General features: G+C 73.4%; 5 protein-coding genes. 4 read left to right on the forward strand and 1 reads right to left on the reverse strand.

From position 1 onward, the window contains the following. The first annotated feature begins 40 nt into the window (after nt 1–40). The 3 genes from ACOV8S_RS04540 to ACOV8S_RS04550 are packed head-to-tail and all read left to right on the forward strand — an operon-like array spanning nt 41 to nt 2,503. A complete protein-coding gene (locus ACOV8S_RS04540) occupies nt 41–832 on the forward strand; it encodes an ABC transporter ATP-binding protein (protein ID WP_448316224.1) in 792 nt (263 codons plus the stop codon). Next, nucleotides 819–1,724, forward strand: a complete 906-nt coding sequence (locus tag ACOV8S_RS04545; RefSeq protein WP_448316225.1) for an ABC transporter permease — start codon at nt 819–821, stop codon at nt 1,722–1,724. The genes ACOV8S_RS04540 and ACOV8S_RS04545 overlap by 14 nt, the downstream gene beginning before the upstream one ends. An 11-nt stretch (nt 1,725–1,735) precedes the next feature. Further along, entirely contained in the window at nt 1,736–2,503 is a 768-nt protein-coding gene (locus tag ACOV8S_RS04550) for a sirohydrochlorin chelatase (protein WP_448316226.1), read from the forward strand. A gap of 7 nt (nt 2,504–2,510) precedes the next feature. Here ACOV8S_RS04550 and ACOV8S_RS04555 read toward each other — a convergent pair whose 3' ends face one another. Continuing rightward, nucleotides 2,511–3,059 (reverse strand): DUF1697 domain-containing protein, encoded by a 549-nt coding sequence (locus ACOV8S_RS04555; RefSeq protein ID WP_448316227.1) that lies wholly within the window; start codon nt 3,057–3,059, stop codon nt 2,511–2,513. A 65-nt stretch (nt 3,060–3,124) separates the two neighbouring features. Here ACOV8S_RS04555 and ACOV8S_RS04560 point away from each other — a divergent pair. Further along, nucleotides 3,125–3,487, forward strand: a 363-nt coding sequence (locus ACOV8S_RS04560; protein WP_448316228.1) for a flavoprotein, incomplete at its 3' end; no start/stop codon positions are given.

Raw genomic sequence — 3,487 nt, forward strand, 5'->3', positions numbered from 1 at the left:
ACCCCACCCACCCGTGAGCTTTCCCCAGGAGGTGACGACCATGGCGACCATCACCCTCGCCACGGCCGAGGACAACCGGACCGACGTCCGCAGCGCCGCGCGCATCGAGCACGTCTCCAAGTCCTTCGCCGGGCCCACCGGAACCCAGCTCGTGCTGGACGACATCACCCTCGACGTCGCCCCCGGCGAGTTCGTCACCCTCCTCGGGGCGTCCGGCTGCGGCAAGTCCACCCTGCTCAACCTGGTGGCCGGCCTCGACCGGCCCACCGCGGGCGACATCACCACCGACGGACGCCCCGCCCTGATGTTCCAGGAGCACGCCCTGTTCCCCTGGCTGACCGCCGGGAAGAACATCGAACTCGCCCTGAAGCTGCGGGGCCTCGAGAAGAGCCTGCGCCGCGAGCGGGCCGAGGAACTCCTGGAGCTGGTCCGGCTCAAGGGCGCCTACGACAAGCGCGTGCACGAACTGTCCGGCGGCATGCGCCAGCGCGTCGCCCTGGCCCGCGCGCTCGCCCAGGACAGCCGGCTGCTGCTGATGGACGAGCCGTTCGCCGCGCTCGACGCCATCACCCGCGACGTGCTGCACGACGAACTCACCCGCATCTGGCGGGAGACCAACCTCTCGGTCCTCTTCGTGACCCACAACGTGCGCGAGGCGGTGCGGCTCGCCCAGCGGGTGGTGCTGCTCTCCTCCCGGCCCGGCAGGATCGCCCGCGAATGGCGCGTCGACATCCCGCACCCGCGCCGCATCGAGGACGCCGCGGTCGCGGAGCTGTCACTGGAGATCACCGAACAACTCCGTGGGGAGATCCGCCGACATGGCCAGCACTGACACCACCGCCGTCACCGGGGAAGACCGGCAGGCGGACGACACCGCCGGACTCGAGGCGGGCCTGGACGCCCTGGAGTCGGTGGAGACCGGGCGCACCCCGCTGCGGCAGACCCTGCTGCAGAAGGTCCTCCCGCCGGTCGTCGCCGTCCTGCTGGTCGTGCTGGTCTGGCAGCTCCTGGTCTCGCTGAAGATCGTCGACGATCCGACCAAGCTGCCCGCGCCCTCGGACGTGTGGGCCGAGATCGAGGAGTCCTGGCTCCAGGGCGAACTGCTCGGCTACATCTGGACCAGCGTCTCCCGCGGCCTGCTCGGCTTCCTGCTGGCGCTGGTCATCGGCACGCCGCTCGGTCTGCTCGTCGCCCGGGTGAAGTTCGTCCGCGCCGCGATCGGGCCGATCCTCTCCGGCCTGCAGTCGCTGCCCTCGGTCGCCTGGGTGCCCCCGGCCGTCATCTGGCTCGGCCTGAACAACTCCATGATGTACACGGTGATCCTGCTCGGCGCGGTGCCCTCCATCGCGAACGGGCTGGTCTCCGGCGTCGACCAGGTGCCCCCGCTGTTCCTGCGGGCGGGCCGCACCCTGGGCGCCACCGGGCTGAAGGGCGCCTGGCACATCGTGATGCCGGCCGCGCTGCCCGGTTACGTGGCCGGGATGAAGCAGGGCTGGGCGTTCTCCTGGCGCTCCCTGATGGCCGCCGAGATCATCGCCTCCTCGCCCGATCTCGGCATCGGACTGGGCCAGTTGCTGGAGAACGGCCGCAACGCCTCCTCCATGTCGCTGGTCTTCCTCGCCATCATCCTGATCCTGGTCGTCGGCATCGCCATCGACCTGCTGATCTTCAGTCCCCTGGAGCGGCGGATCCTGCGCGGCCGCGGCCTCCTCGTCAAGAGCTGAACGGTCCTCCCATGCACCACGCCCCCGTCCGCCCCGTCCTGCTGGTCACAGCCCACGGCAGCCGCGACCCGCGCCACGCCGCCACCGTCCACGCCCTGGTGGCGCGGGTGCGGGAACAGCGGCCCGGCCTGCGGGTGGAGACCGCCTTCCTCGACTTCAACCTCCCCACCGTGACCGGGGTGCTGGAGTCGCTGGCCGCCGGGGGGGTGCGCGACGTGGTCGTCCAGCCGCTGCTGCTCACCCGCGCCTTCCACGCCAAGGCCGACATCCCCGCCGTGCTGCGCCAGGCCCCGGCACGGCTGCGGATCACCACCGCCGAGGTACTGGGCCCGGACCCGCTGCTCCTCGATGCGCTGGAGCGGCGGCTGCACGAGGCGGGGCTCACCCCCGCCGACAGGCCCGCCACGGGGATCGTCCTCGCGTCGGCGGGCTCCACGGACCCGGAGGCGATCGCGGTGATCGCTGAAATCGCGCGGGAGCTGCGGCACACCGGTTGGTGCGCCGTGCGACCCGCGTTCGCCTCCGCGGCATCTCCCGAGGGCTTCCCCCGCACCGAGGACGCGGTACGGGAGCTCCGCGCCGCCGGCTGCGCGCGGGTGGCCGTCGCGCCCTACGTCCTGGCCCCCGGCCGCCTCCCGGACCGCATCGCGGCCGGCGCCGTGTCCGCCGGGGCCGACGTCCTCGCCGGCGTCCTCGGCCCGTCCCCCGAGGTCGCCCGGGTCCTCCTCGCCCGCTACGACGCGGCCCGGCTCCCCGCGCTGAGCGCGCTGGGGGCGTGAAGGGGCCTCAGGACGCGGCCGTCAGCTCGCTCAGCTTGAGGACGGTGTTCCAGTTGCGCGTGGTGGCGGTCAGGCCCTTCACCAGGCGGGGCCTGGACAGCTGGACGGCGAGCCTGGAGCGGCCCATGCCGTCCGGGAGGTACAGGTAGACGGCCCGGTCGCCGAGGCGGAACTCCTCCGGGAGGAACGCCTCGCGGTCCACCTCCGCGTACCGGTCCTCCGCCACGGCCCGGTCGAGGAAGGTGACGTGCAGCTGCCTGCCCTCCAACTCGGCCGCCGGGAAGGGGCAGTCGGCGACTACACCGGTCAGGTAGGCGTGGTCGCGGACCAGGACCTCGCAGGCGTAGGCGAACCGCTTCTCCAGCGCGGCGCCCAGCTCCGCGGCCAGCGCCTCCTCGTCGCCGCCCGCGGCGGAGAACACCGCCTGGCCGCTCTGCAGGTACGTCCGCACGTCCTGGTGCCCGAGCTCCTCGAGCACGGCCCGCAGTTCGGCCATCGGCATCTTCCGGCCGCCGCCCACGTTGACCCCGCGCAGCAGGGCCGCATACCTCGTCATGGCGTCACCCTACGGTGGGACGCCTGCGCTTGCGGGGAGTCGGCGGCCCGGTGTGGACTGCGCGGGTGACCACGACGAGGACGCTGTACGTGATCGGCTGTGCCGCGCCGCCGCTGGACCGGCTGGACGTGGGGGTGCGCCTCGCACGGGAGGCCGGCTGGCGGGTGTGCGTGCTGCTGACGCCCGCCGCCCGCCGGTGGGTGGGGGACCCGGAGGAACTGCGGGAGCGCACCGGCGCGCCGGTGCGCTGGGAGTACGGGGCCGGCGCGGACGACGCCCTGCCCGCGCCGGACGCCCTGCTCGCCGCCCCGCTCACCGTCAACTCGCTGGCGCGCTGGGCCTGCGCGATGTGCGACAGCCGGGCCCTGCTCGCCCTCACCGAGGGGCTCGGCCGCGGACTGCCGACCGTGGCGCTGCCGTACTTCAAC

Source organism: Streptomyces sp. CO7 (assembly GCF_053474865.1).

Excerpts from the sequence above, each read along its gene's own strand:
- ACOV8S_RS04540 (WP_448316224.1), top strand. The coding sequence starts at position 41 with ATGGCGACCATCACCCTCGCCACGGCCGAGGACAACCGGACCGACGTC.
- ACOV8S_RS04545 (WP_448316225.1), top strand. The coding sequence starts at position 819 with ATGGCCAGCACTGACACCACCGCCGTCACCGGGGAAGACCGGCAGGCG.
- ACOV8S_RS04550 (WP_448316226.1), top strand. The coding sequence starts at position 1,736 with ATGCACCACGCCCCCGTCCGCCCCGTCCTGCTGGTCACAGCCCACGGC.
- ACOV8S_RS04555 (WP_448316227.1), bottom strand. The coding sequence starts at position 3,059 with ATGACGAGGTATGCGGCCCTGCTGCGCGGGGTCAACGTGGGCGGCGGC.